General features: G+C 39.8%; 29 protein-coding genes and 2 pseudogenes. 22 read left to right on the top strand and 9 right to left on the bottom strand.

Annotated elements, in window-relative coordinates:
• Positions 1-29: 29 nt before the first annotated feature.
• From RMZ43_RS20845 to RMZ43_RS20830, 4 genes are all read left to right on the top strand, one after another.
• Positions 30-1,004 (top strand): hypothetical protein, encoded by a 975-nt coding sequence (locus RMZ43_RS20845; protein WP_322655458.1) that lies wholly within the window; start codon positions 30-32, stop codon positions 1,002-1,004.
• A gap of 78 nt (positions 1,005-1,082) precedes the next feature.
• Complete coding sequence (locus tag RMZ43_RS20840; protein ID WP_322649715.1) at positions 1,083-1,349, top strand: hypothetical protein; 267 nt, start codon at positions 1,083-1,085, stop codon at positions 1,347-1,349.
• An 8-nt stretch (positions 1,350-1,357) separates the two neighbouring features.
• The gene (locus RMZ43_RS20835) at positions 1,358-1,582 is read left to right on the top strand and encodes a hypothetical protein (RefSeq protein WP_322649716.1); all 225 of its coding nucleotides are present in this window, start codon (positions 1,358-1,360) and stop codon (positions 1,580-1,582) included.
• 56 nt (positions 1,583-1,638) lie between these two features.
• Positions 1,639-2,484 carry a NifU family protein gene (locus tag RMZ43_RS20830; RefSeq protein ID WP_322649717.1) on the top strand — a complete coding sequence of 282 codons (846 nt, stop codon included), beginning with the start codon at positions 1,639-1,641 and terminating at the stop codon, positions 2,482-2,484.
• A gap of 1,159 nt (positions 2,485-3,643) precedes the next feature.
• Here RMZ43_RS20830 and RMZ43_RS20825 read toward each other — a convergent pair.
• On the bottom strand, positions 3,644-4,990 hold the full coding sequence (locus RMZ43_RS20825) for an NAD(P)/FAD-dependent oxidoreductase (protein WP_322649718.1): 1,347 nt from the start codon (positions 4,988-4,990) through the stop codon (positions 3,644-3,646).
• A gap of 939 nt (positions 4,991-5,929) precedes the next feature.
• Between RMZ43_RS20825 and cysE the strand changes: the two genes are divergently transcribed.
• The 8 genes from cysE to RMZ43_RS20785 all read left to right on the top strand — a co-directional run bounded on the left by cysE (position 5,930) and on the right by RMZ43_RS20785 (position 10,823).
• Positions 5,930-6,670: a serine O-acetyltransferase gene (cysE, locus tag RMZ43_RS20820; protein ID WP_322649719.1), complete on the top strand. Its 741-nt coding sequence runs from the start codon at positions 5,930-5,932 to the stop codon at positions 6,668-6,670.
• A gap of 82 nt (positions 6,671-6,752) precedes the next feature.
• Positions 6,753-6,998: an Asr1405/Asl0597 family protein gene (locus RMZ43_RS20815; RefSeq protein ID WP_322649720.1), complete on the top strand. Its 246-nt coding sequence runs from the start codon at positions 6,753-6,755 to the stop codon at positions 6,996-6,998.
• A gap of 283 nt (positions 6,999-7,281) precedes the next feature.
• Positions 7,282-7,479: a DUF2949 domain-containing protein gene (locus tag RMZ43_RS20810; protein ID WP_109012176.1), complete on the top strand. Its 198-nt coding sequence runs from the start codon at positions 7,282-7,284 to the stop codon at positions 7,477-7,479.
• 373 nt (positions 7,480-7,852) lie between these two features.
• Positions 7,853-8,983, top strand: coding sequence for a homocitrate synthase (gene nifV / locus RMZ43_RS20805; RefSeq protein ID WP_322649721.1), 1,131 nt, complete (start codon positions 7,853-7,855; stop codon positions 8,981-8,983).
• Complete coding sequence (locus RMZ43_RS20800) at positions 8,973-9,260, top strand: nitrogen fixation protein NifZ (protein ID WP_322655417.1); 288 nt, start codon at positions 8,973-8,975, stop codon at positions 9,258-9,260. The genes nifV and RMZ43_RS20800 overlap by 11 nt, the downstream gene beginning before the upstream one ends.
• Entirely contained in the window at positions 9,235-9,438 is a 204-nt protein-coding gene (nifT, locus tag RMZ43_RS20795) for a putative nitrogen fixation protein NifT (RefSeq protein WP_322649722.1), read from the top strand. Before RMZ43_RS20800 ends, nifT begins: the two co-directional genes overlap by 26 nt.
• A 109-nt stretch (positions 9,439-9,547) precedes the next feature.
• Entirely contained in the window at positions 9,548-10,090 is a 543-nt protein-coding gene (locus RMZ43_RS20790; protein ID WP_322649723.1) for a (2Fe-2S) ferredoxin domain-containing protein, read from the top strand.
• 136 nt (positions 10,091-10,226) lie between these two features.
• Positions 10,227-10,823 (top strand): Uma2 family endonuclease, encoded by a 597-nt coding sequence (locus RMZ43_RS20785; protein ID WP_322655418.1) that lies wholly within the window; start codon positions 10,227-10,229, stop codon positions 10,821-10,823.
• Positions 10,824-10,904: 81 nt separating this feature from the next.
• On the opposite strand, the gene RMZ43_RS20780 is transcribed toward RMZ43_RS20785, so the two are convergent.
• From RMZ43_RS20780 to RMZ43_RS20765, 4 genes are all read right to left on the bottom strand, one after another.
• Positions 10,905-11,816, bottom strand: a complete 912-nt coding sequence (locus RMZ43_RS20780) for a PIN domain-containing protein (protein WP_322655419.1) — start codon at positions 11,814-11,816, stop codon at positions 10,905-10,907.
• Positions 11,817-11,834: 18 nt separating this feature from the next.
• Positions 11,835-12,086 carry a hypothetical protein gene (locus RMZ43_RS20775; RefSeq protein ID WP_322655420.1) on the bottom strand — a complete coding sequence of 84 codons (252 nt, stop codon included), beginning with the start codon at positions 12,084-12,086 and terminating at the stop codon, positions 11,835-11,837.
• Entirely contained in the window at positions 12,076-12,645 is a 570-nt protein-coding gene (locus tag RMZ43_RS20770; RefSeq protein WP_322655421.1) for a hypothetical protein, read from the bottom strand. Before RMZ43_RS20770 ends, RMZ43_RS20775 begins: the two co-directional genes overlap by 11 nt.
• Before the next feature lie 98 nt (positions 12,646-12,743).
• Complete coding sequence (locus tag RMZ43_RS20765; protein ID WP_322655422.1) at positions 12,744-14,126, bottom strand: 1-acyl-sn-glycerol-3-phosphate acyltransferase; 1,383 nt, start codon at positions 14,124-14,126, stop codon at positions 12,744-12,746.
• Positions 14,127-14,372: 246 nt separating this feature from the next.
• On the opposite strand from RMZ43_RS20765, the gene RMZ43_RS20760 reads away from it, so the two are divergent.
• From RMZ43_RS20760 to RMZ43_RS20725, 8 genes and pseudogenes are all read left to right on the top strand, one after another.
• Entirely contained in the window at positions 14,373-14,732 is a 360-nt protein-coding gene (locus RMZ43_RS20760) for an RNA polymerase sigma factor (protein ID WP_322649728.1), read from the top strand.
• Between the two features lie 9 nt (positions 14,733-14,741).
• Positions 14,742-14,903 (top strand): annotated as a pseudogene (locus tag RMZ43_RS20755) (RNA polymerase sigma factor); the annotation flags it as partial.
• Entirely contained in the window at positions 14,904-15,380 is a 477-nt protein-coding gene (locus RMZ43_RS20750) for a hypothetical protein (RefSeq protein WP_322649729.1), read from the top strand.
• An 88-nt stretch (positions 15,381-15,468) separates the two neighbouring features.
• Positions 15,469-15,981 (top strand): hypothetical protein, encoded by a 513-nt coding sequence (locus RMZ43_RS20745; RefSeq protein ID WP_322649730.1) that lies wholly within the window; start codon positions 15,469-15,471, stop codon positions 15,979-15,981.
• A gap of 169 nt (positions 15,982-16,150) precedes the next feature.
• Positions 16,151-16,687: a hypothetical protein gene (locus tag RMZ43_RS20740; protein ID WP_322655423.1), complete on the top strand. Its 537-nt coding sequence runs from the start codon at positions 16,151-16,153 to the stop codon at positions 16,685-16,687.
• A 319-nt stretch (positions 16,688-17,006) separates the two neighbouring features.
• Complete coding sequence (locus RMZ43_RS20735) at positions 17,007-17,810, top strand: hypothetical protein (RefSeq protein ID WP_322655424.1); 804 nt, start codon at positions 17,007-17,009, stop codon at positions 17,808-17,810.
• A 190-nt stretch (positions 17,811-18,000) separates the two neighbouring features.
• Positions 18,001-18,579: a hypothetical protein gene (locus RMZ43_RS20730; protein ID WP_322655425.1), complete on the top strand. Its 579-nt coding sequence runs from the start codon at positions 18,001-18,003 to the stop codon at positions 18,577-18,579.
• Between the two features lie 66 nt (positions 18,580-18,645).
• Positions 18,646-20,673 (top strand): carboxypeptidase-like regulatory domain-containing protein, encoded by a 2,028-nt coding sequence (locus tag RMZ43_RS20725; RefSeq protein ID WP_322655426.1) that lies wholly within the window; start codon positions 18,646-18,648, stop codon positions 20,671-20,673.
• A 68-nt stretch (positions 20,674-20,741) separates the two neighbouring features.
• Here RMZ43_RS20725 and RMZ43_RS20720 read toward each other — a convergent pair.
• Positions 20,742-21,311, bottom strand: a pseudogene (locus RMZ43_RS20720) (Uma2 family endonuclease).
• 227 nt (positions 21,312-21,538) lie between these two features.
• On the opposite strand from RMZ43_RS20720, the gene RMZ43_RS20715 reads away from it, so the two are divergent.
• Both RMZ43_RS20715 and RMZ43_RS20710 read left to right on the top strand, forming a co-directional pair.
• On the top strand, positions 21,539-23,353 hold the full coding sequence (locus RMZ43_RS20715; RefSeq protein ID WP_322655427.1) for a proline--tRNA ligase: 1,815 nt from the start codon (positions 21,539-21,541) through the stop codon (positions 23,351-23,353).
• A 289-nt stretch (positions 23,354-23,642) separates the two neighbouring features.
• Positions 23,643-24,257, top strand: coding sequence for a GerMN domain-containing protein (locus RMZ43_RS20710; protein ID WP_322655428.1), 615 nt, complete (start codon positions 23,643-23,645; stop codon positions 24,255-24,257).
• A 36-nt stretch (positions 24,258-24,293) separates the two neighbouring features.
• Here RMZ43_RS20710 and RMZ43_RS20705 read toward each other — a convergent pair whose 3' ends face one another.
• The 3 genes from RMZ43_RS20705 to efp all read right to left on the bottom strand — a co-directional run bounded on the left by RMZ43_RS20705 (position 24,294) and on the right by efp (position 25,942).
• Positions 24,294-24,641: an ArsR/SmtB family transcription factor gene (locus tag RMZ43_RS20705; RefSeq protein WP_322655429.1), complete on the bottom strand. Its 348-nt coding sequence runs from the start codon at positions 24,639-24,641 to the stop codon at positions 24,294-24,296.
• Between the two features lie 75 nt (positions 24,642-24,716).
• Positions 24,717-25,274, bottom strand: coding sequence for an acetyl-CoA carboxylase biotin carboxyl carrier protein (gene accB / locus RMZ43_RS20700; RefSeq protein WP_322649738.1), 558 nt, complete (start codon positions 25,272-25,274; stop codon positions 24,717-24,719).
• A gap of 110 nt (positions 25,275-25,384) precedes the next feature.
• Positions 25,385-25,942, bottom strand: coding sequence for an elongation factor P (gene efp, locus RMZ43_RS20695; RefSeq protein ID WP_322655430.1), 558 nt, complete (start codon positions 25,940-25,942; stop codon positions 25,385-25,387).
• Between the last annotated feature and the right edge of the window lie 186 nt (positions 25,943-26,128).

The following is a 26,128-nucleotide window of genomic DNA, read 5'->3' as shown; positions in this document are numbered from 1 at the left end:
TTCCCAATTGGCTAGAGTACGGCAGAGTTATGAACCCCAGCATTACAGATTCGGCGGTGAAGGCTGCGGTAGCAGCTGTTGCTTCAGAGTCAGCTTCAGCAGAAGAAAAAATCCAAATGCTGATTGAGATAGCACAGGGTTTTCAAAAAAAGCCTAAAGCTGCCCAAGACTTGCGAAATGCAGTTGGGTTATATTACCGGGCATATCAAATGTGTGGTGAGGAATATCCCCTATTAAAAGCTAGGGCCCAAGTGGGGATGTCAGGGACATTACAGGCAATACCGGATGCTGATTACCAACTGTTGATGCAAGCGAAAGTCGGTTATGAAGAGGCGTTACCGATTTTACAACAATTAGCTTCTCCAGAGGAAGTAGCAGAGACGCAGATGAATTTTGGGCTGGTGTTGCAGTCGCTTGTACCGTTCAATTTGGCGCGGATAACCGACAGCATCCAGGCTTATCATGAGGCGTTGCGGGTGTTTACCTGGGAAGATTACCCCCAAGAATACGCGATTTTGTATAACAATATTGCGATCGCTTACCTTTCTATGCCCTTAGCATCGGAACGGGAATACTTGCGTCAAGGGTTAGCTGTGCAATCATTTGAGGTAGCACTAAAGCATATTAATTTGATTGATCATCCTAGAGAATATGCGATGTTGCAAAACAATTTAGGTAACGCTTTGCAATATTTAGTGAGTTCCCATCCTGTAGAGAATAATTTAAAAGCGATCGCAGCTTATGACGAAGCGTTAAAAGTGCGTAACGCCAAAGATACACCCGTAGAGTACGCTAACACAATTTCCAACAAAGCTAACGCCCTATTCAACTTACCAGACGACCCTGAAAAATCAGAAGCTGGTAATCCTCAAAATCTTTTGCAAGCGCGTATCTACTATCAAGATGCTTTAGAAATATTTACCAAATATCAACAAATTGCCCAAGCAGAGGTAGTAGCCCAAGCACTACAAGATGTAAAAGCAGAAATAGGGAATACAGAATAGGTTAGTTATTCTTTCTTCTTCATCTTCTTATTCCCCACTCCCTACTCCCCTAATTCCTATCAATCAGGACAAAACAACATGAGAGATATTTTTACCTACTCAAACGTGGTAGATTTTATCACAAGTTTAGCAGATGGTGAATTGAACATAGCAACAGAAGTTTCCTGGCTAATCATAGCAGTAGTCTTGTCTATGGTCGGCGGTGCAATTGGTGGAATGCTGTTAGCTGGTAAAGATATAGGCTATCAATTTTCAGCAATGCTTGGTGCATTATTGGCCCCTGCGGGCGTAATTCCTGCCATCCTTTTAGGGCTTGCTATTTTAAGTTTATTGACAACTTATTAGGAGAAAACATGTTAGAGATAGGGTGGCTTTCTGCCAAGTTATTTTTTAAAGGAAAGCTAATACGCGATCCAATGTATTTTGCCAAGCAAACTACTATTGGTATTGCTATAGGTTTCTTACTGCTAGTGTTACTTGCACAAGCTCCAATTCCTTTCTACTACCCAATAATCTTATCTAGCTTAGTGACAGGCATGATTATGCCATTTCTTCTTAAGGACTTCAAAATGAAGTGATTGGTCATTGATGAATAACCAATGACAAATGACAAATGACAAATGACCAATAACTAATGACAAACCTTGAAGAATTAATTCAGGAAATTAATCGTTTTGAGGCAATTATATCCGAGTGGGATGAAAGCCAACGGTGTGTAGCAGTAGGTCTAAAAAGAGCAATCGAAGCTTTGCATAAAGCTGCATTGACTAATTTGATTAAAAGCCTAAAAGAAGATTCAATGCCAGCTTTGCGTCATGCTGTTGCAGATGAATTAGTGTATGCAGTGCTACTATATCACGAGTTAGTAAAACCACCAAAACCATCATTAGCACAGCGAATTGAAACAGCCCTGGAAGAAGTTCGCCCAGGTTTAAAAAGCCATAATGGGGATGTAGAATTAGTGGCAATTAAGTCACCAGATACAGTAGAAGTTAGATTAATCGGAACTTGCAGCAGTTGCCCGACTTCTACTTTGACTTTATCTCAAGGAGTAGAACAGGCAATAAAAAACCATTGTCCTGAAATTACTAAAGTTGTTGCAGTCAATAATAGCCCTGCTGTTAAGAACGCGAATTCTAGTTTAATCAGTCCATTCTCTTCAAAAATAACTTGTACTTGGATCAAAGTAGCAACTATTGATGAAGTTCCTGAGTTTAGCGTAATTGCAGTACAACTTGCTGGTACTTCACTAATTTTACATCGTCAAGGCGTTACAGTTAAATCTTACCGTAATGCTTGTACCCATCTAGGATCTCCCTTAGAAAAAGGTAAAGTTGAAAATGGTATTATTACCTGTCCTGCCCACGGATTCCAGTACAAATTGGAGACAGGTAAATGCTTAACCGTTCCTGATGTTTCGCTTCAGTCGTATCCAGTCAAGGTTAAAGACGATAAGGTTTTTGTGAAACTACAAAAATGATCATGCGAAAATAAGATTTCAGCAAATACACTTGGCAATTAGTCAATCACAGCTAATTTGCTTTTTCATTTCAGTAGTTCGCGCATTCGTTTTAGTGTTTTGTGCAAGCAAAATGTCCGAACGCTTTCTCAATATCCTTAAATTCATTCTCATTTGTGTAATTCAGGTATTGATTTTAGTGTTTTGAGAAAGTAATATGCCTTTTTACTTTCTCAAAAGGTCATTTGACTTATTCAAACCCCAGTTTGCTTATTCATTTTAGTGTTTTCCGCAAGCAAAATAAGCTTTTACTTATTCAAACTCCAGTTTGCTTACTCATTTTGGTGTTTTCCGCAAGCAAAAGGTGATTTGACTTACTCATTTTAGTGTTTTCCGCAAGTAATATAAGCTTTTACTTTCTCAAACTCCAGTTTGCTTTCTCATTTCAGTAAATCGCGCAATCATGCCAAAGATTCACTATGTAGCAAAAATTACTAAAAGGTTGTTTTAAAAGTGTTTCAAGCAACGCCAGTCAGGTAACTAAAAAATCTGATTAGGCAATAAAATCGCAATTGCACTTAAATTTACTCGTTGAGGTGGTAGCTTTTCTTTTCCCCAATCAAGCAAATTTCTGACTCATACTCTTGACAAAATCTTTAAGAGAGCGAATGAAACAGCCCTGGAAGAGAATAATCAAATAATTGCAGAAGTGATGTCTACGACAAGCCGCTAAGAGCGTCTACGCTCAACGAATCCAGCAAGAGAAGAATAATCAGGTTAATAGTGCTGACGAGGGCAAAGCCCTCTAGACTATATTTGGTTTTGTTGATATCTAGCCAGTTGCAGAGCGGGAACTGAACTCTGATAAGTGCTGTATCAATTATGTAGAGCGTTTCTACAGCACTCACTTGACAACTGGCATAGCTGGGACAGCAGAAGCGGAAAGTTTTACCTTATCCCTCGTACAACTTCTTTACTGTCCCGTCGTGTTGATATCTCCATTTAAACTGCAACTCGAAGTTATGAAATGCCAAATTGCCAAAACAGCTTAGGGCGGGTATCTCATCCCCATATTCTTTTCGTGGAACAGCTAATCTTCGCCCAAGATTTCCCACTACACGCCACTCATCACTCCAATAGCCTCTTATCCCATCTTTGACTAATGCTGTGATACCTGAAGTTACAGAGGTGTCCCAGAAGGCTGTTGCACTCTAGTGTTAACAGTTTTTGGTTCTACAAAAGCTTCCCGGCCTGTAATTAATCTAGAGCGACGATTACGAGTGATATAATTCCACGCCCACTGAAATACTACTAGTAATTTAGTGTCAAACTCAATTAAGAAGTAGATGTGAACTAGTAGCCAAAATGCCCAAGCAATGAAACCTGTGAGTTTGATTAAGCTTAAATCTACAACAGCTAAATTTTGCCCAATCATTGCCAAACTACCCACATCGTTGTAACGAAATTGTGGCAAAGTCTTACCTTGAAGCCGTCGTTGAATTAGTTTACCTACATACTCTCCTTGTTGTTTAGCTACGGGTGCAACACCAGGTAAAGGTTTAGCATCTTGATGGGAGAAGTTGGCTAAATCTCCAATTACGAAAATGTTGTTATAACCCTCGATAGACAAGTCAGGTTCTACAACTACACGCCCAGAGTAATCGCGCTCTACACCTGTAGTTTCTGCTAAGACTTTCCCCATTGGGGAACCTTGAACACCTGCTGCCCACAATATAGTTTTTGAGGCAATTTCTGTAAATTTATTGTCTTGCTTGAAAGTAACAATATCACCTTCAATATTTGTCACCCTGGTGTGAGTGTGGAGTTCTACACCCAACTTTTGCAAAGATACTGCTGCTGATGCCGATAACTCTGGCACCATGTGTGGAAGGATGCGAGGGCCACCTTGTAATAGTAAAATTTTTGTTTCTGAGGTGTCGATGCTGCGGAAATCTTCTTTGAGAGTTTTGTATGCTAATTCTGCGATCGCACCTGCTAATTCTACCCCAGTCGGGCCACCCCCCACAATCACAAAACTCAACCAAGCCCGGCGTTTTTCAGGATCAGTTTCTTTTTCTGCTGCTTCAAATGCGCCAAATATCCGGCGACGCATTTCTATGGCATCTTCTACAGTTTTCAAGCCAGGAGCAACTTTTTCCCAGTTATCTTTACCGAAGTAGGAATGGTTCGCACCTGTAGCAATAATTAATGTATCATAAGGTACTACTTTATCACCCAAAATAACTTGTTGGGCTTTTGGATCAATTTCACTTACTTCTCCCAACAACACCTTTGTATTTTTGCTTTTCTTAAATACAGATCGCAATGGTGCAGAAATATCAGAAGGTGATAGCGTACCTGTGGCAACTTGATATAAAAGCGGCTGAAATAGGTGAAAGTTACGTTTATCAATGAGAGTAACATTTACATTCGCTGCATTCAAAGCCTTTGCTGCATACAATCCACCAAAACCACCACCAACGATAACAACCTGATGTGGTGCATTCTTCTCTAGTGAGACTGCCATAATAAATATTTCCTTGTGTTAAGAAGCTGTAACTATTCTTAACAAAGATGTAACAGCATTATGATATAGGTTGCTGTTTATTTAGAACAATTGAAAAAATACTAAAAGTAGTCAAAGTTAGTTCTTATCCTTCAGTTCCGAGTTGGCTTCAGCAAAGAATTGGCACACTTTGCCAATTTGATAGGTACTTTTGTCCATTCTATAATTTCCTGCCCAAGGAAAAGGAAACATCCCACTTTTTTACATATCATTGCAAGCAAAAGGAAGTAAAGCGTTCCTCATCTCTACGAGACGTACTCGCGATCGCAATGATAGTTATTCTCTTATTGAAAAATAAAAACTGGGATGCACCTCCAAAACCCCTGTTATTTTACTCGAATGATTCAGTAATCAAATCGGATTTCTATCTGTGCAAAAGTAAAATGCTTTCCTTCAACACATCTATATAATAAGATATTCACTATGAGCCATAACTATATTTTGAAACGTATATATACATACAGACAGGAAATCCTAAAATAAAATAAAGAAATCTGTCTTTCGCCTAAGAAAATAATAGGATACTAATAGTAGTAGCATATACAGAAAATCAATTTGTAGCCTGATCAAACTCATGTTTGAGTGCATCTGAGTACAGCTTAATATATTGCAAAATATCTTGACTAAATCTTAGCAAAAGCTTGCAGGTAAAGTTTCCTGTAGCAACGATAGAAATTCTTAACCCCTGCCCCAAAAATACTAGTACCCCCATCGTTAAACACTAGCACCCGTACCCCAAGATAAATTTTAAGTTTATCTTGGGGTACGAGTTTCAGGGTTTGAGTACAACCTTAATCAATCCAATAAATCCAATCAGTATTGAGTTTTGTATCGAGTTGGAAGTCATCTGATATAAGCATAAAAATAGCAGATGGCTCATTTACCAGATAGACATTACCGATGCAACAGTCTTTAGACAGTATTAGCGATTGCCAGACTACCAAAACGCAGGATTCTGCCCATACATCCATGCTGAAAAATTTTCTCTCTGGCATTTTTCTTGAGCCATTATTGAGTGATTTTCGCATTATTTTTGAGCGCGATCCAGCAGCACGTAATTGGCTAGAAGTGGTGTTTTGCTACCCTGGATTGTACGCGCTATGTTTGCATCGTCTTGCTCACTGGTTACATTGTCGAGGTGTGAGTTTTATCCCCCGCTTAATTTCTCATTTGGGGCGATTTTTAACAGGAATTGAAATTCACCCAGGTGCAGAAATTGGTCAGGGCGTGTTTATCGACCACGGAATGGGTGTTGTGATTGGTGAAACTGCGATCGTCGGCGACTACACACTAATTTATCAGGGCGTCACCCTTGGCGGAACTGGTAAAGAAACTGGTAAGCGTCATCCCACAGTTGGTAAAAATGCAGTCATCGGTGCGGGTGCGAAAGTCTTGGGTAATCTGCAAATTGGCGATCGCGTCCGTATTGGCGCAGGTTCCATTGTCTTGCAAAATGTCCCCAGCGATCGCACTGTGGTGGGAGTTCCCGGTCGAATTATTTCTCGAAATGAAAACGCCAGCCTTTCTCCTTTAGAACATGGAAAGCTACCCGATGTGGAAGCAACCGTGATTCGTTCTTTGCTCTCGCGCATTGAAGAACTCGAAAAACAACTGCAAACTTTAAAAGTCAAGAGTCATTAGTCATTGGTCGCAAAGGACAAATGACAACTGACAAATGACATAGACGCGTCTGCGGCTTCCCGCAGGGTAGGACAAAGGACAAATGACAAATCACACTTTAGGCGATCAAGTTTTGCAGATTCCTTTGAGCGATCGCTGGCGAATCTACCACCGTTTGCAAGAGTTAAAAATTCAGAGTTCCTGTCCCCCTGATGGTTCTTTACGAGTGCAAGTGAACAATTTGCTCGAAGCGATCTTAATTCGCAGTACAGTTATGCAATTTCTTGCTTCTCGTCACGAATTATTAGAGTGGCTAGAGCGTTGCTGGCATTACAGTGATGAGTCCTAAGTACAAATGAAAAGTTTTTCATTTGTACTCTCCACTCCCCACTCCCCTCTTTGTTATAGATGCACAAAGCTCGAATAGCTTTAGAAGTTGAAGCTACTGTACGTTAACAGAATTTGTTGCAGACTGAGGGAGATTAACCGAGTTTTAGATTTTATCCAGTCTTATAAATCTGAAATTTTCCTGACATCTAGCGACAATTCCAAAGGTGAAATTAGCAAACAAGACTGGGAATTTATGATTTTTAATTCTTTTCCAAATTAAGAAATTGAAAGTTCAATCAATTATGGCGACTCGTAACAGAGATATAAAACTTCTGAATTTCTTGCACAACGAACTTGAACTTTCAAATGCTGATATTGCTGTAGCTCTGCGACACCGTGAATTAGAAAATGGGCCACTACCGATGCTCCTCTGGCAGTATGGTTTAGTTGACTTGGAGCAGCTAGGAAAGATTTTTGACTGGCTAGCAGAACAAAGTTAGCTTATTTGAACCCTTTAGCTTTTCCTTCCCATTACCTGCCGGAATTACACACCAATGTGCTAAAAAAAACTGAGGTTACTAAGATGATTACATCCTTAATTGCTGGATTCTGTGTTTTACTTTGTTCAGGATTTGCTAATAGCTATATCAGTTCATTGCTAATCGAAGAAATTACAACTGACATCGGTAAAAACGATTAGTAAATTATACATGCTTTTAGTTCCCTGTCATACAGATGTGATGCTGATAATCGGTCAATAATTAAGGATCATGTATCCTACATTATGAATTGTGATATTTTTAGCATTTGCCATCGCTGGGAATTGTAGAGAGAAAGGTTATTAAGAATACTTCCAAGAGAGGGATATTTGCAATGAATCAAATCATAATTAATGACACAACATTACGTGATGGCGAACAAGCAGCAGGTGTTGCTTTCACCCTAGAAGAAAAAGTTGCGATCGCTAAATTTCTTGATGCCATTGGTATACCTGAATTAGAAGTCGGTATACCAGCAATGGGTGACGAAGAAACACGAGCGATCGCCGCAATTTCTGACTTGGGTTTACAAGCAAAACTCTTGGGCTGGAACCGCGCTGTTATCTCAGATATTAAGGCTTCTATCGCTTGTGGTCTGAGCCGAGTGCATATTGCCATTCCCGTCTCTGGTATCCAAATCGCCGCCAAATTCCACGGTCAATGGCGAGTAAGTTTGCAAAAACTCAAAGACTGTATTAGCTTCGCTGTCGATCAAGGTCTTTGGGTAGCAGTCGGCGGAGAAGATTCTTCCAGAGCTGATGAGAACTTTCTCTTAGATGTAGCGCTTTATGCCCAAGAATGGGGTGCATCCCGGTTCCGCTTCTGCGACACCGTAGGAGTTCTTGACCCTTTCAGCACCTACACCAAGGTCAAACGGTTAGTTTCAGCTTTGATGATTCCCCTAGAAATCCACACCCACAATGATTTTGGTCTGGCAACAGCTAACGCCCTTGCGGGTATCAAAGCCGGAGCTTTATCAGTGAATACCACAGTTAACGGATTGGGTGAAAGGGCGGGAAATGCAGCTTTAGAAGAAGTTGTCATGGCAATCAAACGCATCTACGGCGTTGATTTGGGCATTGACACTCCCAACTTGCTGGAACTGTCTCAACTAGTTGCAGCTGCATCAGGTGCAAGTGTACCACCCTGGAAAGCGATCGTTGGCGAAAATACCTTTGCTCACGAATCAGGCATCCATGCTCACGGAGTAATGCAAAATCCCATCACTTACGAACCATTTGCTCCCGAAGAAGTAGGTTGGGAACGACGTTTAGTAGTAGGTAAACATTCTGGACGGCATTTGGTTGCAAACTTGCTACAACAGCATGGAATTTTCTTGAACTCCCAAGAAACTCAGACTGTTTTAGATGCAGTACGCCATCAATCGGTACAGAAAAAACGCAGTTTGACGACAGAAGAACTATTGAATTTGGTCAGAGAACAGAGGTACTCTCATGCAACGTGATGAATTAGAGCTAAACTTGCCACCTGCTTTTGAAATTGGTGAAAAAGTCAGAGTTCGGAAACTGCTTAAGAACGATGGTACTTTTCCTGGTAAAGAAGTTGGGCAAGTTTTAGTGAACAAAGGAGATATCGGCTACATAGCGAGTATAGGCACATATTTGCAGACTTCCTATATATATGCTGTGCATTTCTTAGAAACAGGGTTCATCGTCGGCTGTAAGAAAAAAGAACTAGAATCTGTTGAGGAATCTCATGAAAGTAATGCTACGGATGAATGATGCCGGCACTTTAGTAGTTTACGTTGCTAAAAAAGACCTTGAAGAAGAAGTCGTCAAACAAACCGATGGAAATGATGGCAAAGTTCTCACCCTAGCAAATGGTTGGGAATTAGAATTTCGGGAATTGCCAGATACAGCAAATTTACCTCAAACTGTAGAAGCTAAACGCCTCGCGTAAAAATAGTTAGGAGTTAAGAGTTATGAGTTACAATTTTTAACTCCTAATTCTTCACTCCTAACTCCTCACTTTTAACTCCTCATTCCTCACTCTTAACTTTTTATCAATCATGGGTGACAAGTATTTGACGTTATCAAAATTGAACCTTGAGGGACAGTTACTAGGTTTTGTTGGTGGTGAACCAGGAAAATATAAATATTTGCAATTGGCGGTTCCATCTGGAAATGTGGAAATTAAATTACCTAAAGAGTTACGTCGGTTACTAAGTTCATCCTTAGTTCCTGGCCAGCAAGTTCGCGTTTGTGGTCATAGTGAGGTAGACTCACGCACAAGTAAAATAAAAATTAAAGCCTATCGGGTGACGCCAATTGATGGGTGTCCAAAGCAAGATTTACCACCTCAAACCAAAGCGAGGATTATGGTATGTCAAAAGGGCGGTTGCCTAAAACGTGGTGGTAAAGGGCTATTATCAGATTTAGAAAAAACTTTGTGCGATCGCGGTTTGTTAGACAAAGTTACCATTGAACATACTAGTTGCCAAAAATGCTGTAGTAGCGCCCCCAACTGTGTTTTACACCTTGGTAAAAAGAAATACAAGAATATTCATCCTGAAGCGATCGCAACTTTGCTAGAAAGTCACTTAACAGAGTAATAATCTTCTCTAGCTATTCTTAAAATAATACATAAATTTGTAGGGGTAAAAATTTTACCCCTATTTGTTGTTGATATCGTCTGTGTAGCACCCTTGTCAATTAAGATAAAAATAACTCTGCATTCTCGTAGTTGTTATGAGCCTTACCACTGTTAAACGCTTTACTGTAGCTGAATATCACCGTCTAGCTGAACTCGGCTTCTTTGAGGAGAATGACCGAGTTGAGCTAATTAAGGGTGAAATAATCCAGATGGCAGCGAAAGGTACACCGCACTCTGTTTGTGAAACACGCCTAGAGCGAGAATTATATAAACTAGTAGGCGATCGCGCAATATTGCGAGGACAACAACCAATTACTTTATCTAACAACAGTGAGCCTGAACCAGATAGAGTAATTGCAAAAAATAGAGATGATGACTATCTAGCGAATCATCCTAGCCCATCTGATATTTTACTCTTAATTGAGATTGCTGATTCATCTTTAAAATATGACCAAGAGGAAAAGCTATTTATTTTTGCAGAAGCAAATATCTCTGATTATTGGATATTTAATTTAGTAGATAATTATCTGGAGTGCTACAGCGAACCTTATCAAACTTTGCAAGTGAAATTTGGTTATCGTCGCAAGTTAATTTATCTGCTAAATGAATCAGTTAAGCTGTGCTGTTTTCCTGATTTAGTTCTGGATTTATCTCAGGTATTTCCAGGTTGCCTTGTAAGGGGCGATCGCTAAACATCTATATGCCATAAAAATATTGCATTATGCTATGGGCGAATAGCCAGCTTGGTGAACTAGTATTGATACCGAAAATATCTAGGCAACAAGCAAGGCTACGACTTGATCAAAATAGGTGGTTAATTCCTCAATTAAATTAATGTAATAAATAGGAGTACTACCAGTTGATTCTTTAACAATTTTGAGCACATTTTCCTTCATATTATGAATAGCAAATATTACAGATTTATAGGGTATGCCCATAGATTGGAAACTTTCATACAAACTGTTAAGTATAAGCTTCTCCAAAACGCTGGTGTCACGAGCTAACATCGCATACATGACGTAGCGTAGGATAGTTTCCATATTTCTTTGACAAACCATCATCTGGCTATCAATATATACGCTATCACCTGGATAAATCAGTTTAGGTTGTTCTACAGATAAGGCTTTAGCAGATTTAGCTACTATGTTGGATGCATTATTTGTAATATGATGAACAACTTTTAAACGCTTCTCTTCTTCCTGAAAATAACGAACCTGATACTGAACTTGATTATCTGAAAAAAAATATTTTAAAAACTGTTTTACTGATACTAAAGAAAATATCCCTTCAGAAATGTATTTAAAGTCGGGATGAAAAAATAATTTAAAGTAAGCAATGTTTCTTGTTAAGATATAATCAATTTTCATAAAATTTGCACAACTTAACTGGATTGCAAACTCAAAATCACCTAACTTGTACTTGCTAGCTTTTTCCAAAATTAAGTCATCAATAGGACAGATTGTCATTATTGCTCTGATATCAGATACTGCCTGCCAAGCAATCTCAACTTCCACACTTTCTCTGCCGATATCGAAGATTTTGTTGATCGTTGTTGGCGTGACATAACCCTCTATTTGTTCCGACTCAATTAACTCCCAGAGTTTTACAGAATCTTCCACAAATGGTTCTCGGTCTAGGAGAATATCTAAAAGAATGTCAATATCTACTAAAACCCGTCTAATCATTTTATGTTGCCCTAATCCCTAATTTCCAGGGTTAGCAACTTCAGCATCAGAAGAATACTGATCGTTTCCTGATTTCCCACGCTTAAATATTCCGCGCACTCGTTTCAAACGTGGCAACTCTGTCACGGTTTCTTCTGTCACTTCTGCTACTTCAGGGAGTAAATGTGCAATACCAAATAGTTTTCCCAAAGGAGATGTTTTTAGAAAAGCTTGACGTTGGGCGTGAGTCATCATCTCACTTGACCCTACTCTTATTTCATCACTGCTCATATAGCTTTGCTTCTCCCCATTGACTTTCGTGTAGCTGACAAAATTTTGCTGCTGCTGTTCGTGAAAATCTGAAGCCATATAAATCTTCTCTAGGAGTGCTACGTGCGAACCCAAGATACTCCATCTGCACTTTATCTCTATAGTATGACACAGCTGTATCTATAGCTTCCAAAATAACTAGCGGCTCGTCTGCTTGTGTTTGACAAAATTCAAGACTCACCTTGGTTGCATACCAGATTAACCATTTACCGATTGGTTCAATTAATCGTTCAGCTATATCTCCTCGACTTGTAGGATGGGCTTCTATATGTTCTATCTCTAAATACTTTGGAGAGCCAGGATAGGGATAAAGACCATATCGCACTAATCCCCAAACTTTTTTACTATAAACAAGTTTGACTATATTTTGACACTCAAAACTGGTATTTTTCCAGAAGTTTAACCAGTTACAAGACCAATCGTTTGGCATGTCATTTTCTCTAGCTGGTGAAAGACAAGCTATTTCCTCAGCCGTCGATTGAGTTCGGACTTTTACCTGATAAGAACCAATGGTAGTCAATTAAGTTTTACAACCTTTTAATAGGAATTTTGCATATTTAAAGATGCCCAAGTAACTACTAAATAATATAAGATAATGAGCATATAAATTCCATATTTTCAAATCAAACCTTCCAATGCGTGTTGCAAATCATTCGTTACATCAGCAACAGCTTGTTTAGCACCTAAACGACTTTCCTTATATGCTGGATAACGCTCAGAAATAGATATGGGTTCACCCACAGTAATTTTGACTTTTTGCTTACCCAATTGTGGACGCTGTAAACGTTTATCGCCTTTTATTTTAGCAATCATTTGCCATAAAATTAAAGTCGTCTCAGCAAACCTTTCTACCGTAGGTTTCTCACGAATATAATTACCAGAAACAGCCACAAAACTTTCTACTAATCGCATGTGCCACATCCGCGCATTCGATTCTTCAGCAACGCGATCGCCTAAAGCTTTCTCTACCGCAGATATTCCTTTTACATCCTTAAAATCTTCTCTAAATATATAATTCCACCCAGCTTGTTCTACGCGCCGACATCGGTCACTCAAAGTACCTTTTGATTGCAAATCAAAATATTGTTCTGATATTAGTAGCGCCGCATTCAATAAAGCTTGCAAACGAACTGCTAACGCTTCATTTCTATCTTCAATTTCTTCTACTACTGTTTTGATATCTGCCAGCTTTAGATGATAAAAGCGCGTGTAAAATTTTTCCATCAATGAAAGTAAATTTTCTGCCAAAATTAATAACCGAGGATAAAGCAACTCTATAGAAGCATTTTCTGCTTCATTCACAGGTAAACCACTAGCCGCTTCCATTTCACTTAAAAGATTAGCGATCGCACCCCAAGGAGCATCAACGTAACTATATTTAATTCCAACTGGTACAATTAGAACCTGTTGGTCGCGTCCAGCTTTGTGCAAATCTTCAGCACACCAAAAGCCTAATTGGGCGATACCAGGTTCCAGGGGGCTAATATTCTCTGATAAACCATTGGTTGCACCCTCTGGCGCAGCCGCCATCGGAAATTTACCATTGGCGAACAAGTCACGCGCCGAACGTAACCCCGTCCAATCAGCCTTACCTCGCTGAATCGGAGTCCCACCTAAACGAGAAGCAATCCAGCCGACGTAGGAACCTGCCCATAGAGGAATGCCGCGATCATACATAAAATGAGCGTGAATGGGAAGTTGTAGCGCTGTACCTTGCGATCGTGCTACCTTTGGCACGAGTTGAGACAGCAAGTAGGTCAAACAAAACGGATCGTCTGTTTTAGGATGGCGAAATGCCAGCATAAAACGGATCTTACCCTCCTGAAACTGGCGATAGAGATCCACCAGCACCTCTACGTTGTCTGCTTCAATTTGGGTAATAGGTGTTTGCCAGTTTATCCAACTGGGTAACAACAGATGGACAAATCGTAGAACCAAGGGGTTAAACGCTGGAGGAATAAATTCTAAGGGTGGTTGTGCTTGATAAATTACATTTGCCAAGGTAGTTTTCTCCTAAAGATGCCGCGATTTCTAATCGCCTAGTAGTTATTTATTGTTGTAACGGAATATCATCGCCATTGGGAAGCCGAAAATATTATTAATCAAGTTTTCTGCTTACAGTATATTTACGGTTTGCAAAGTATATTTTTTTAAAAATAATCTAAAGATAGTAGCTTTGACAACTCTTAAATTAAGAGTTGTCAGGGAAGCTTGATGAAAATTCCTCATGCCTAATTGGGTATATCTATGTCAGATTCTCAAACAATTGCTGCATTGTCTTTAAGGGATTGTTGTGAAGATAGAGAGAAAGCTTTTTGGCAGCTATGGGAGCAGTATCAAAATTATCTTGCTCGATGTTGTTTAAAGTGGATGGGCAATCCTACTGATGCAGAAGATGCCCTGAGTCAGGCGATGCTCAAAGCCTGGAAAAAAATACGTAATTGTACAGTTGAGATTAAAAACATTAAGAGTTGGTTAACGCAATTAACTCATAATCTCTGCATGGATATCCATAGAGAATGTCATCGGGGTGTAAGGCAGGTTGAGAGTTTGGAATTTCACGAGGAATTAGTTAGCAAAGAAGAAACACCAGTTCTTGCTGCGTAGCAACAAGAACTGGAAAAATTTTTTTGTCTTGCTATTGATAAGTTACCCCCTAAACTGCGAGAAACTTTTATTCTGCACTTTGAGGAAGAACTTTCATATAAAGAAATTGCCGAAAAACTAAATATTTCTTACGATAATGTCCGCAAGCGCGTTTCCCAAGCACGGGGAATTTTGCGAAAGCAATTTAATCAAGATTTTGTTGGCGAGGATAGGAAGCCTAATGTAGAGATATTTCATGAAACGTCTTTACACTCCACTATTGTTTCCCAAACACTGGAAGAATTTGATGGGGTAGATTTGGAGACAAATCAAAATGTGTATGTGCATCGATTTGTTGTTGATGAAGAACCCCAAGTAGCAATGCTATCTATTCCAGAGATAAAGGCTGTGGTGGTGGATGCTCAATCTGATGGGGAGAAAATAGAAGAAATTCAAGATATTGGTCAGAGTATATTTGAGAAGTTAAATTTTATTTTGCCCTGGCGATTAGAAATCGCGGCGACACACAAAACCTGCCTGCCAGGTTATTTGAATGAAGCACACCTACACAGATTTATAGAGTATTTTCTGCTGCGATGGAAAATGTGGACAGATAGTGGAGGTTGGGTAATAGTTGCAAATATTAATCATAGGATAGACTCCAGCTAAATTATACCACCAAATAATTAGGCAAGAGGTCTATTTTTGCATTTGAGAATGCAACATTTCTGCGCCCTTTCAGTTAAGGAATAATTTAATGATGATTCACCGTCTTGCTGTAGTTAGCGCTTTAGCTATTCTCAGTGCTGTAGCATTCCCGTCTAAATCTGAAGCCCAAGCAACTCAAGATGTTAACTTCAACGGTACTATTGCAGAAAGTTTTACCTTTGATATTGGGTCGGTTAATAATCCTACCCCATCAGCAGGTTTTAGCGGTAATTCTTTTGAAGGTAGCGCAGATGTCAATATATCCTGTGCTACTAGTGCTTTCATAAGTGTGTCTGCTCCCAAACGGATAGCTGCGCCTTCTGCCTTCAATGATGCTTTTCGGAAAGCTCGTGTTCGCTTCGGAAACAGCAGTACATCCACTGGTGTTGGTAGTGCTGATGGTTTTCCTCTTTGGAGCGACTCAGACTCTGCTCCTTTAGCTATTAGTAGTTGTACAGGCAATCCTTTGGTTGTCGAAATGATTGCTGGTAGTACCGATGCAGGAAGTGCTCCTGTTGGAAGCTACATATATACAGTAACCCTGACAGCTACTCCTCAGTAGAGATTAAAAGTTAACTTAAATTGAATAATTCACAATTTAAGTTCAAGAAACGTCTAACTAATAGAGGCATTTAAACAAGGGTTTGGAATCATTAATCAATTAAGATTACACCCCTAGTTTCTGAAGATGTCTAGCTCATCAAAAATTTGTTGTCAGGAGTTTCAAAAACATGATCCGTCGTCTTGCATTAGTTATTAGTATAGCTGTTCTCAGTGCTGTAGCCTTTGCCCCCAAAGCCGGAGCAGTACCAGCAACTCAGGATGTTACTTTCAATGGTACTGTTGTAGGGGTTTGCACCTTTACTGGTACTACTGCCGGTGCTTTGGTAAATCAGAACAATAACGCCTGGGTTGAAGCCTCTACTGGTAGTACTATTGGCAATATCGGTACAGCAGCTCAAACAACTGTAAACTGTACTTCTGGTGGTCAGTTGGCTGTTTCTGCTCCTGTTAAAGTAGCAGCACCTGCTAACTTTACGGATACTATCAAACAGGCAGTTGTTTACGATGGAACCAACTTTTCTTCATCTACCGGTACTGCTTTTGATACCGCTGGCTGGGCTAAACCGACTACTGCTTTAACTATTCCTGCTAACACAAACCGTACTTTGAACGTTGCTGCGATTATTGGTGTGAACAATGTTAGTAGCGGAGTACCTGTTGGAACTTATAACTATAAAGTTACTCTCACTGCTACTCCTAACTAAGAAGCGAGTCAATAAAAAGCCTGATTCCTGAATAAAAACAGGCTTTTCAAAGACTGGATTTAGTCATTTTGTTTTTGCAAGGATTGGATGCCCTACTTTCTAGCTCCGATCCTTTTCCCATTATAGCAAATTCCAAAAAACAAAAATTCAATATTCATAAAATAGGTAAGATGCGTCAGAAAACCAGACAACGGACGTACTTTCAAGAATTTAGGTCTGACGCACCTTACAAATTGGATATTTTTTTAATTGGAAGTCCCATACTTCACATTATTGTATTAGATCCAAATCAAATATGAAATTTCCTCCCAGAAGATTTATGATCTCCCGCGTGAGCGGTATTTTGCTCACTAGCTTTTTATCATGGGAAACTGCTGTTAGAGCCGACATTGCTATCTCCCCACTGGTAATCGAAACCGAAGTTAAACGAGGACAAGCACAAGGAACAATTACGGTTACAAATGGAGATGCTAAAGAATTTCGTGCTCGTGTTTATAGTCTACCCTTTACCTATGATGTAGAAGATGGATTTAAACTTTTAGATTCCAGTCCTCTAGATTTGACTCCCTATCTGCAATTTTCACCGCGAGAACTGCAAGTTCCCAGTACAGATAATCGTCGCATCCGCTTTATTGTACGCTTTCCTCCTAGTTTACCCGATGGTGAATATCGGGCGATGTTGTTCACAGAAAATTTAGAAGCGACAATTCAGGAAGAACCAGGTAAAACCAGTGGTGTCATCTTCAAAACAGCAATTGTTCCTAGAGTAGGAGTTGCTGTTTATGTCCGTAAGGGTAATATATCTCATAATTTGAGTGTGGTTAATGCTAGATTTAATCCGAATTCTAAGCAACTTCAAGTATTGGTTAAAAATACTGGTAAAGCCACTGCAATTATTCAGGGTGAATGGACTATTAAAAAGGAAGAACGAGTTATTTTTAATGGACGAGGTATGGATACAACAGTGATTGCAGAAGGGCAAAGATATCTGGCTGTTGATTATTCTACCTCTGGGAGTAAAACTCAGTTGGAACCAGGAGAATATCAATTGTCTGGAAATTTGGGATGGGGTGTAAATAGAACTAATAAAATTCCATTTAGTGTCAAGTTCGCTATTCCCTAAAAAATTATTTATAAAGGTAGCTGAAATCACGTTCATACAGATAAAACCTTAACTCATCGTTATTCCGCTCAGGCGGAGTTTGTTTGTTTAGCCCCAAATTTATATTCTAAGTGGAGGTTTGACCAACTAAAACTAAAGGTCATGAAAAGTGTATTTTAATATAAACATGTATCTGCAAAGAATTTGCTTTTTGTATATATTTTGCTTTAACTTAATTAGTGATAATAGCTTAATTCTAGCAGCAACAGCACCAATTAATCAAACTCCTTTAATTAAGGAAAATCCCCAAAAGCAAATATTTATTAAAAAAACAATCGAAAATATTTCACAACCAGAATCTGTTGGAGATGAAAAATTACCAAATTTTTTAACTCCAACAAATTCAACTCTTTTAAAAGATGATAATTTAACAACCTTTATTACTGGCTTAAATATTGGAACACGTAATGTAAGTTCTGGGGTTTTAGTACGGGGTGAAATTACAGATAAAGAAGCGATTAATTTTGAAAATTGGTTAATTCCTTATGATGCTTTTCTGCAAGCATTAAAGTTTACCTCTAAAGTTATATCTGATAATGAAGTGGAGTTGCGATCGCCTTTCAAAATTATTCGTCTCAACATCAATAAACTGCATAGTGATCCAGAATTAGGATTAGTGGTTTCCATTAAAGAAATTAAAGATATTTTCGCCATTGAATCTAAATTTGATTGGCGTGAATATACTATTGTTTTTGATGTGCCTGAAGTAAAACCTACCAATAGTAATTAGCCAGAAAAAAGACCTGTTATTTTAACAGGATTACCAAGAATTTCTGCTCCAAATATAACATTGACTATGGTAGAACAGAGGGGTAATCTGAGTGGTACAAACACTTCAGATTTCCAGAATCAAGGTACTTTATCAGCAGTTGGCACAATATTTGATAGTAGTTGGTTTTTGCGTGTCAATCAATCCGAAATAACAGATCGCAAAACTTGGCAATTATCAGAGCTACAAATTCTTAAACAAACAGATTATAGGGATTATTATTTAGGTTCACAACCAACTTTTTGGCGTAGTCAAAGTAGGGGTGATTTTTGGGGATTTACTACTATTCAAAGACAAGGGTTTTCTCCCTTTCCTACCTATGGAAGTGGTGGTGCAAATCCTAGTCAAAGGTTACAACCAGAGCGTGTTAATGGAACGGTGACAGGTCGTGCTGAACCAGGAACTTTAGCACGCCTTGTGAACAATATCTATAGTACAGAAGTAATTGCTGAACAGTTAGTTGGTGGCTCAAGAACTTACCGTTTTGATAATATTCCTGTAGGGAGGCAAATAGGCACAAACTATAAAGTTTTACTTTATCCTGGTGGTGTTCTGACTGCTCAACCCCAAATTCAAGATGCTCGTTTTAATTTGTTGCCTGAACAACTATCAGTGGGAACATCAACATTAATTGTTTCTGGAGGATGGAAACGACGTTTAAATAATAATGAGTTTTTAGGAGACTTCACCCAATTTAATGGAGGAATAAGTCAAAGATGGGGCCTAACAAAAGATTTAACCGTGGGTTTAGGTAGTGTATATGATTCATCTTTTCAAGGTTTAACAGAGCTTTTTTATCAGCCCCAAAGGTCTCCTTTAAGAGTTACTGTTTCTAGTGCAATCGCAGATAAAATAAAAATTAATACTAATGTGATTTGGAATGGTTATCCAAATCTTTATGCAACATTAAGTAATGATTTAAAATCTACTATCTATACTCTCGATTATAAGATATCAGAGCAATTCAGATTTTATAGTAGTGGCAGTTTAGACAAAGATAAAAATTTCGGTTTAGGCTATTCTTCTAGCAGTCTTAATTCTTCCACTTATGCTCTAGTGAATGTTGATACGAATACTGGATTGAGTTGGAGTCTTGATCAACGCTTAGGAAAGTTATACTTAAATCATCGTGGTAATTATATTAGCACTTCTTCCCAACTATCATATCTATTTAATCCTTACCAATCTTTAAATTTCAACTATGAAACTCTTAATTATTCTCAAAACTCTAATTTGCTGACTGCATATTGGCGTTATACTTCTCCAAGTATCACTAGATACGGCGAGAATCTTTTGCAAGGAGAGTTAGGTTATAGAATTGGTTCTTCAGGAACAGGAATTTATGGGACACTGGGAACAACTATTTTACCTGGTATTTTGTTACAGGCACGTTATGAAGGAATTTCTCTAAATTCTGATCAAAGTAGTTTTAGTATTCAACTAGTTTCTAGTTTGGGTTTTCAACAGGGTTTAATTCCAGGCGATCGCCAAATCGAACGTTTTCGTACTGAAGGGGGTTTGTTAGTTAAACCCTTTTTAGATCGCAACAGCAATGGAAAACAGGATAATCATGAAGAAGTGTATAATGATAACTCGGAGTTTCTGATTGTCAACAACGAGGTTGTAAAACCTTCGCAAATTGATATTCAGGGCGATCGCATGATTATGCGTCTTCCCCCAAGAACTTATCGTGTAGACTTAGAACCTGCTGGTTTTCCTCCTGACTTCCAACCTGCAATTAATACCTTTGCCGTGAAAGTAGTAGAAGGTAGCTACACACCTCTGCTTATTCCTCTTCAACCTTCTTATACTCTGGCTGGAATCGCCACCGATGTTGAAGGAAACCCCATTGCTGGTGCTAAAGTTGAAGCTATTGATCCTAATTCCAAGTCATCAGTTATATCTATTACGAATAGTGCAGGCGTTTTCTATCTAGAACAGTTACGAAAAGGGACTTATCAGTTAAAAGTTAATGGTAAATCTGTTGAACCTAATACAATTACAATTAAAGCAGATTCTAATACTTTGCAAGAATTAAATTTAAAATTGCCTTAACTCACATATAACCAAGAAAAGATGGAAAGTGCTGGCATAGTGCAAGTTTAACCGCAGACTTGCAAATCTTAATAATAGGATAGACTCAAGCTAAATCCTGGCAATACATCTTCACCCGATAATTGTGTGGGCAGATTTTGCACTTCCACATCTTGTTTTTGACGATAAATTTCCACTTGCTGCTGTTGGGGGTTAATTAACCATGCCAATTGCACCCCTGCATCCATATACTCTTGCATTTTAGAACGCAGCATTTCCAAATCATCTGTTGCTGACCTTAATTCAATAACAAAATCAGGGGCAATGGCGGGAAATTTGCGTCTTTGTTCAGGTGTAAGTGCTTCCCAACGTTCTCGTTGAATCTAAGCAGCATCTGGGGAACGGTCAGCACCATTGGGTAATTTGAATATAGTAGAAGAACTGAAAGTGTAACCAAGGCCAGTTTGCCGATTCCAGATTCCCAAATCAATAATTAAATCTGCTTCTCGATTGCCGCTTTCACCTCCAACGGGGGACATGATGATTAATTCTCCCTTGGCAGTGCGTTCAAATTTCAATTCGCGGTTATTTTGACATAAGTGATAAAATTGTTCGTCACTTAGATGAACAGTGTCTAGTTTTATTGTCAAAAGACTCATAACCTAGACCTAGATTAAATAGTTGCAAAGATTATATCATGCCACATCTTAACGGCTGTAAGATGCCGATGCCTGCGGCGGGCAAAGCCATCGCACACCACGCAAGTTCAACAAAAACTAGGATACCTTTTTAGTTTGCCCAGGCAGACTTTGAGTTTGTGTTACCGCGATTTATCATCGCCAAGTGGTTTATAAACAAATTAGAGATTCTGGAAAGGGAATAAACGATGCGACTTTCACAAATGTTATTTGTTACACTGCGGGATGATCCGGCTGATGCTGAGATTCCTAGTCATAAATTATTACTCCGTGCAGGCTACATTCGTCGCATCGGTAGTGGTCTTTATGCTTATTTGCCTTTAATGTGGCGAGTATTACAAAAAGTTTCCCAGATTGTGCGGGAAGAAATGAACGCTACAGGCGCACAAGAATGTCTTTTACCACAATTACAACCTGCTGATTTATGGAAGGAATCGGAACGCTGGGACACTTACACCAAAGCTGAGGGGATCATGTTTTCCCTAATTGACCGCCGTGAGCAACAATTAGGATTAGGCCCAACTCATGAAGAGGTAATCACAGCGATCGCTCGTGATATGATTCGCTCTTATCGCCAGCTACCACAAAATCTCTACCAAATTCAAACCAAATTCCGCGATGAAATTCGTCCCCGCTTTGGTTTAATGCGCGGACGGGAGTTTATCATGAAGGACGCCTATTCCTTCCATGCCGATGAAGCCAGCCTCAAAGAAACTTACCAAGATATGTATAATGCGTACAGTAATATTCTGCGGCGTTCTGGTTTAGCTTTTCGGGCAGTGGAAGCAGATTCTGGTGCAATTGGAGGTTCTGGTTCTACAGAATTTATGATTTTGGCCGAAGCCGGTGAAGACGAAGTTCTCTACACTGAGGATGGTAAATACGCCGCTAATGTAGAAAAAGCTGTTTCTTTACCAATTGACGCCGAAACCTCACGGTTTACAACCTACGAGAAACGCGATACACCTGGAACGGAGACGATTGAAAAAGTTTGTCAACTTCTCAACTGTTCTCCCACTCAATTAGTAAAAAATGTCCTTTATCAGACAGTTTATGATAATGGTATAACGGTGTTAGTTTTGGTGAGCATCCGAGGCGATCAGGAAGTTAATGAAGTCAAGTTGCAAAATGAATTGACTAAATTAGCTTCTGAATATGGTGCTAAAACTATTATTAGTTTGAATGTACCAAATGTCGAAGCCCAACAAGCATGGACAGCTAAATCTCTACCTTTAGGCTACATTGCGCCAGATATCGCCGATGAATATATTAACGCCAATAAACAGATCCATCCCAAGTTTTTGCGCTTAGTAGATCAAACAGCCGTTGATTTAAAAAACTTTGTTACAGGTGCGAATGAAGCTGGCTATCACGTAGTTGGTGCTAATTGGAATGAGCAATTTAAACTACCAGAACGAGTAGTAGATATTCGTAAGTCAAGACCAGGCGATCGCGCCATCCATAACCCAGAACAAATCTTACAAAGCGCCCGTGGAATTGAAGCAGGTCACATCTTCCAATTAGGTACTAAATATTCTCAAGCGATGGGAGCAACTTATACCAATGAACAGGGTGAAGAAAAGCCGCTATTGATGGGTTGTTTTGGCGTGGGCGTGTCACGATTAGCACAAGCTGCCGTAGAGCAATCCTACGATAAAGATGGGATTATTTGGCCAGTTGCGATCGCACCCTACCACGCGATCGTCACAATTCCGAATATCAAGGATGCTCAACAAATCGAAATCGCCCAAAAACTTTACACAGAATTAAATCAAACAGGAATTGAAACCCTACTAGATGACCGCGATGAACGGGCTGGAGTGAAATTTAAAGATGCTGACTTAATAGGCATACCTTATCGAATTGTAACCGGACGAGCGATCGCTAATGGCAAAGTCGAAGTTGTAGAAAGAGCAACCCGCAACTCTCAAGAAATTGCCATAGAGGAAGTTACAACCACACTTCATAAGTGGATTACCGCCGCCACTCAGGTAAAAAATTAAACTTCGATTTTACGCAGAGGAATCAATACTTTACTTTGCGTTCCTCTGCGTTTTACTCAGCGTTCCTCTGCGTTGTAAATTTAATCATCTCCAAAAAGAATGAGATTTACATAATTTGGCAGGTGACGAATTAGAAATAGAAATTCTAAAATTAAATCAGGGACTTGCAGAATTAAAAATAATCGCCTCCTCCAGGTAGAGGGAAACTCTTCAGTTATAAGTATCGTCCTTAACCAGGCTGCTCCTCACATAATTACCATATCAGCCCTCAGTCAGGAAGGTTTTGAACATGAAAGGCCAACAAGGATCTAATCGTATTTCTTCAGGCGCAATTGCAGCCGTGTCAGCAGTGGTTGTAGCAGTGGGTGGCGGTGTAGCTTGGTTTACTACACACTCCAGCAATACACCCACACGACCAAACCCCTCTGGGCGCATCGAACAGCCAGCACAGCCATCAACTAAACAGCCAGCCAATGAGCAAACCCCTAATGTTTATTGGCTAAAACCAACTGACAAAAATGTTACTTTAGTTCCCCAGCCTGTTAGAGTCGCTTCTATACGACCCAACCAGCCATTAGAAGCAGCTTTCCAAAGTTTGCTAGCAGGGCCGCCAACAGATGCGACAAATTCCACAACTATCCCCAAAGGAACCAAACTTTTGGGGCTGAAGGCGGAAAATGACGAAGTTCACGTTAATTTATCTGAAGATTTTACCAGTGGTGGTGGAAGCACATCAATGATGGGCCGCGTGGGACAAGTTGTTTATACTGCGACAAGTTTAAATCCCAAAGCCAAAGTGTACATTGACGTGAACGGCAAACCGTTGGATGTATTAGGTGGTGAAGGTCTAGAGTTACAACAGCCACTAACTCGTGAAAGCTTTGATAAAAACTATCAACTTTAGTCATTGGTCATTAGCAAAGGACAAATGACAAATGCTTTAACGATTGCTATTTAACACACGAAAGTTACGGGCTTGCTGTTCTAACCTTGTGGCAAGGCGATCGCAAACCCGATTACACAAATCAAAAATCATTTCATCTTCCACCCGGTAATAGGCGCAAGTTCCTTCACTGCGGCGGCTAAGGATACCTGCTTGCCACATTACCTTCAGGTGTTTTGATACATTTGCCTGAGAAGTCTGTGTTGCCTCTACCAACTCTTGCACGCATTTTTCTTCATCCTGTAATAAGTGGAGCAGCCGCAAGCGCATCGGCTCACTTAACAGACTGAAGTATTCAGCTACTTGTTGCACCACTTCTGGCGATAAAGGCAACGTTTGTTTCATCAGGATTAACCCGCAAGGACTGAAGTTTTAAAGATGACTCATTTGGGATGATTCATTTCATATATAGATTAATACTTAATCGGGGTTAATTCGCATCAAAGGTTGACCATATTCTACCGGATCGCCATTTTGGAGAAGAATTTCCATTACTTGTCCAGAGACTTCGGCTTCAATTTCATTCATCAGCTTCATAGCCTCAATGATACAGACAGTTTGACCCTTGCGGATGCGATCGCCCACTTCTACAAATGCCGCTTCCCCAGGTGCAGGAGCGCGATAAAACGTTCCCACCATTGGGGAAGGTACTTCTACTAATCTCTGGTCACGAGTTGAGGGGGGATTTACTGACAACTGCAATTGTGTGCTAGTACCAGTATTCTCAAACACGCGAGATGTAGATACCTCCGTTACCTGACTCGTGTTCATCTGGTTTCCCCCAGATGAACCTGATGTCGAGCCAGAACCCACCACACCGCCGAAGGTCGCTTGACCTACCGGCAACATTTGATTGCTGACGCTCACAGCCTTACGGACTGTTAGTTCAAAATCATCGCTTTTGAGCGTCACTTCTGCAATATCTGTTTGGGCGATAGTTGCCAGTAGTTGGCGGATTTCATTAAAGTCCAATGGCACAGTTTTTATTACCTCGACCTAATCCGTAAATGAGCATCTTAAGTGTGGCAGGGATTAAATCCCTATGTAGGGATTTCCATCGGGAGCAAGCATCTCCATAGAGATGAAAGTTATTCCCTGCTGATATACTTATCTTCCTGGGTATCAACTTTGATGCGTTCTCCTTGAGAAATAAACAAAGGAACCATCACAACTGCACCAGTTTCTAAAGTTGCTGGTTTTGACCCACCAGTAGCAGTGTCACCTTTTAAACCTGGATCTGTTTGTACAATTTCCAGAACCACAGACTTAGGCAATTCTACTCCCAATACCTGGTCGCCCCACTTAATAACTTCAGCTTCCATACCTTCCTTCAGGTATTTGACGCGATCGCCAATTTGTGCACGGGTCAATCTGCCTTCTTCATAGGTTTCCATATCCATAAAGACGAACTCATCGCCCTCTTTATAGGTATGCTGCATCGTGCTTTTTTCTAGCGTGGCTTGCGGAACTGTTTCCCCGGCTCGGAACGTTTTTTCCATCACGCTGCCACTCTGGACATTTTTTAGCTTAGTTCTGACAAAGGCGGAACCTTTGCCTGGCTTTACGTGCAGGAATTCTAGCACTCGCCATACAGACCCATCTAATACAATTGAAACACCGGGTCGAAAGTCGTTACTGGAGATCATGAAACTTTCAAATTTTGGAAGACAATCGGCATTTATTGTACCCTTCTAGGGTCGTCATTGGGCATTTCTCATTAGTCATTAGTCATTTGTCATTAGTCATTTGTCATTTATCCTCCGCCCTTAACGTGGGAAGATTATTGATGGGTTACGTCCAGTCAACAATCTAATGCTGCATTTGAGTTATCC

Source organism: Nostoc sp. CmiVER01, assembly GCF_034531135.2.
Lineage (GTDB): Bacteria > Cyanobacteriota > Cyanobacteriia > Cyanobacteriales > Nostocaceae > Nostoc.
Note: the sequence above shows the minus strand (reverse complement) of the source record. Positions and strands in the feature narration are given on the sequence as shown.

What these genes read in the sequence shown, in the direction of transcription:
- RMZ43_RS20785 (WP_322655418.1), top strand. Translation starts at nt 10,227, where the DNA reads ATGAGCCTTACCACTGTTAAACGCTTTACTGTAGCTGAATATCACCGT.
- RMZ43_RS20710 (WP_322655428.1), top strand. Translation starts at nt 23,643, where the DNA reads ATGAAAGGCCAACAAGGATCTAATCGTATTTCTTCAGGCGCAATTGCA.
- RMZ43_RS20830 (WP_322649717.1), top strand. Translation starts at nt 1,639, where the DNA reads ATGACAAACCTTGAAGAATTAATTCAGGAAATTAATCGTTTTGAGGCA.
- nifV (WP_322649721.1), top strand. Translation starts at nt 7,853, where the DNA reads ATGAATCAAATCATAATTAATGACACAACATTACGTGATGGCGAACAA.
- RMZ43_RS20800 (WP_322655417.1), top strand. Translation starts at nt 8,973, where the DNA reads ATGCAACGTGATGAATTAGAGCTAAACTTGCCACCTGCTTTTGAAATT.
- RMZ43_RS20760 (WP_322649728.1), top strand. Translation starts at nt 14,373, where the DNA reads ATGTCAGATTCTCAAACAATTGCTGCATTGTCTTTAAGGGATTGTTGT.
- RMZ43_RS20810 (WP_109012176.1), top strand. Translation starts at nt 7,282, where the DNA reads ATGGCGACTCGTAACAGAGATATAAAACTTCTGAATTTCTTGCACAAC.
- RMZ43_RS20705 (WP_322655429.1), bottom strand. Translation starts at nt 24,641, where the DNA reads ATGAAACAAACGTTGCCTTTATCGCCAGAAGTGGTGCAACAAGTAGCT.
- RMZ43_RS20715 (WP_322655427.1), top strand. Translation starts at nt 21,539, where the DNA reads ATGCGACTTTCACAAATGTTATTTGTTACACTGCGGGATGATCCGGCT.
- RMZ43_RS20725 (WP_322655426.1), top strand. Translation starts at nt 18,646, where the DNA reads ATGGTAGAACAGAGGGGTAATCTGAGTGGTACAAACACTTCAGATTTC.
- RMZ43_RS20815 (WP_322649720.1), top strand. Translation starts at nt 6,753, where the DNA reads ATGACAAATCACACTTTAGGCGATCAAGTTTTGCAGATTCCTTTGAGC.
- RMZ43_RS20790 (WP_322649723.1), top strand. Translation starts at nt 9,548, where the DNA reads ATGGGTGACAAGTATTTGACGTTATCAAAATTGAACCTTGAGGGACAG.
- RMZ43_RS20780 (WP_322655419.1), bottom strand. Translation starts at nt 11,816, where the DNA reads ATGATTAGACGGGTTTTAGTAGATATTGACATTCTTTTAGATATTCTC.
- RMZ43_RS20825 (WP_322649718.1), bottom strand. Translation starts at nt 4,990, where the DNA reads ATGGCAGTCTCACTAGAGAAGAATGCACCACATCAGGTTGTTATCGTT.
- nifT (WP_322649722.1), top strand. Translation starts at nt 9,235, where the DNA reads ATGAAAGTAATGCTACGGATGAATGATGCCGGCACTTTAGTAGTTTAC.
- RMZ43_RS20845 (WP_322655458.1), top strand. Translation starts at nt 30, where the DNA reads ATGAACCCCAGCATTACAGATTCGGCGGTGAAGGCTGCGGTAGCAGCT.
- efp (WP_322655430.1), bottom strand. Translation starts at nt 25,942, where the DNA reads ATGATCTCCAGTAACGACTTTCGACCCGGTGTTTCAATTGTATTAGAT.
- RMZ43_RS20775 (WP_322655420.1), bottom strand. Translation starts at nt 12,086, where the DNA reads ATGAGCAGTGATGAAATAAGAGTAGGGTCAAGTGAGATGATGACTCAC.
- RMZ43_RS20840 (WP_322649715.1), top strand. Translation starts at nt 1,083, where the DNA reads ATGAGAGATATTTTTACCTACTCAAACGTGGTAGATTTTATCACAAGT.
- RMZ43_RS20735 (WP_322655424.1), top strand. Translation starts at nt 17,007, where the DNA reads ATGATCTCCCGCGTGAGCGGTATTTTGCTCACTAGCTTTTTATCATGG.
- RMZ43_RS20745 (WP_322649730.1), top strand. Translation starts at nt 15,469, where the DNA reads ATGATGATTCACCGTCTTGCTGTAGTTAGCGCTTTAGCTATTCTCAGT.
- RMZ43_RS20835 (WP_322649716.1), top strand. Translation starts at nt 1,358, where the DNA reads ATGTTAGAGATAGGGTGGCTTTCTGCCAAGTTATTTTTTAAAGGAAAG.
- RMZ43_RS20740 (WP_322655423.1), top strand. Translation starts at nt 16,151, where the DNA reads ATGATCCGTCGTCTTGCATTAGTTATTAGTATAGCTGTTCTCAGTGCT.
- cysE (WP_322649719.1), top strand. Translation starts at nt 5,930, where the DNA reads ATGCAACAGTCTTTAGACAGTATTAGCGATTGCCAGACTACCAAAACG.